Below are 1,140 nucleotides of genomic sequence, written 5' to 3'. Positions count from 1 at the left end.
AACGTAGTCATGACCTTTGAGCAATTCACTTACTAGGGCATCGATTTCTTCAGGTGGATTCTGTAGATCGGCATCGAGGGTGATGATGTATTCGCCATGGGAATATTCAAAACCAGCCATGATGGCCATGTGCTGACCAAAGTTACTATGAAATAACACTGCACGAGTGACATCGGGGCGCAGCTCAACTTGCTTGGCTAGGATGCCTGCAGAACGATCTTTGCTGCCATCGTTTACAAACACCACTTCATACGCAATATTGCGCTTGCTGGCCATCACATCTAGTGCGGGGTATAGGCGATCAAAGAGGGCTTGAAGACCGTCTTCCTCGTTGTAAACGGGAATGACAATGCTAAGTGTCGGATTGCAGGCTTGGGTAGCTAAATTTGCAGTCATGCTGCAATTTTGCCTGATTCCGCTCTCGACTCTAGTTTTTGCGGTGTTTCTTCAGAATTCCAACAAAAGCACTGGCTATACGGCCAATATCTTCATCTGCCATGCCTGGAAAGAGGGGGAGAGTCAAAATGGAGCGACCAATACGCTCTGCCACTGGAGTTGCCTGAACTTGGTAGCCTAACTTTTGATAAAGGGTAAATCCAGTAATCGCGGGGTAATGAACGCCAGTACCAATGCCCAGCTCTTTTAACTCGGTCATCACTTGTGCGCGATCCGCATCTAATTGTTCGAGGGGTAGTACAACTTGGAACATATGCCAGTTGCTATCAGTGAAGTTTTCTACGGGTAGCTCAAGATTAAGATTATCTAAGCCGGCAGATTTTATTTCGCTACGGATGGCGTCAAAGTACTGCCTAGCTAAAGCACTTCTGCGCGCCTGAAATCCCGGCAACTGTTTAAGTTGATGCAGGCCAATCACAGCATTCACATCAGTCAAATTGTCCTTGCCACCAAGTACATCTACATCCATGCCGTCCATACCTTGGCGTGTGAGGCCTTGGAGACGGAACTTCTCCGCAAGCTTTGCTTCGTCAGCATTATTCAGAACAAGACAGCCGCCTTCAACGGTCGATAAATTTTTATTTGCCTGAAAACTAAAGCTCACTAGATCACCGATGCTGCCAATCTTTTGACCTTTCCACTGTGATCCAAAGGCTTGTGCTGCATCTTCAATTACACGTAGCT

The 1,140-nt window shown here is 46.9% G+C and carries 2 protein-coding genes; both read right to left on the bottom strand.

All coding sequences use genetic code 11. The features are described from left to right. On the bottom strand, positions 1 to 396 hold a 396-nt coding region (locus B7Y67_RS18850; protein WP_293599939.1), incomplete at its 3' end, for a glycosyltransferase. Between the two features lie 31 nt (positions 397 to 427). Next, positions 428 to 1,140 (bottom strand): DegT/DnrJ/EryC1/StrS aminotransferase family protein (locus B7Y67_RS18845; RefSeq protein WP_293599938.1); only part of this gene is annotated, 713 nt, incomplete at its 5' end.

The sequence above is a fragment of the Polynucleobacter sp. 35-46-11 genome (genome assembly GCF_002281105.1).
The sequence above is the reverse complement of the archived record's forward strand: the minus strand, read 5'-3'. Positions and strand labels throughout refer to the sequence as shown.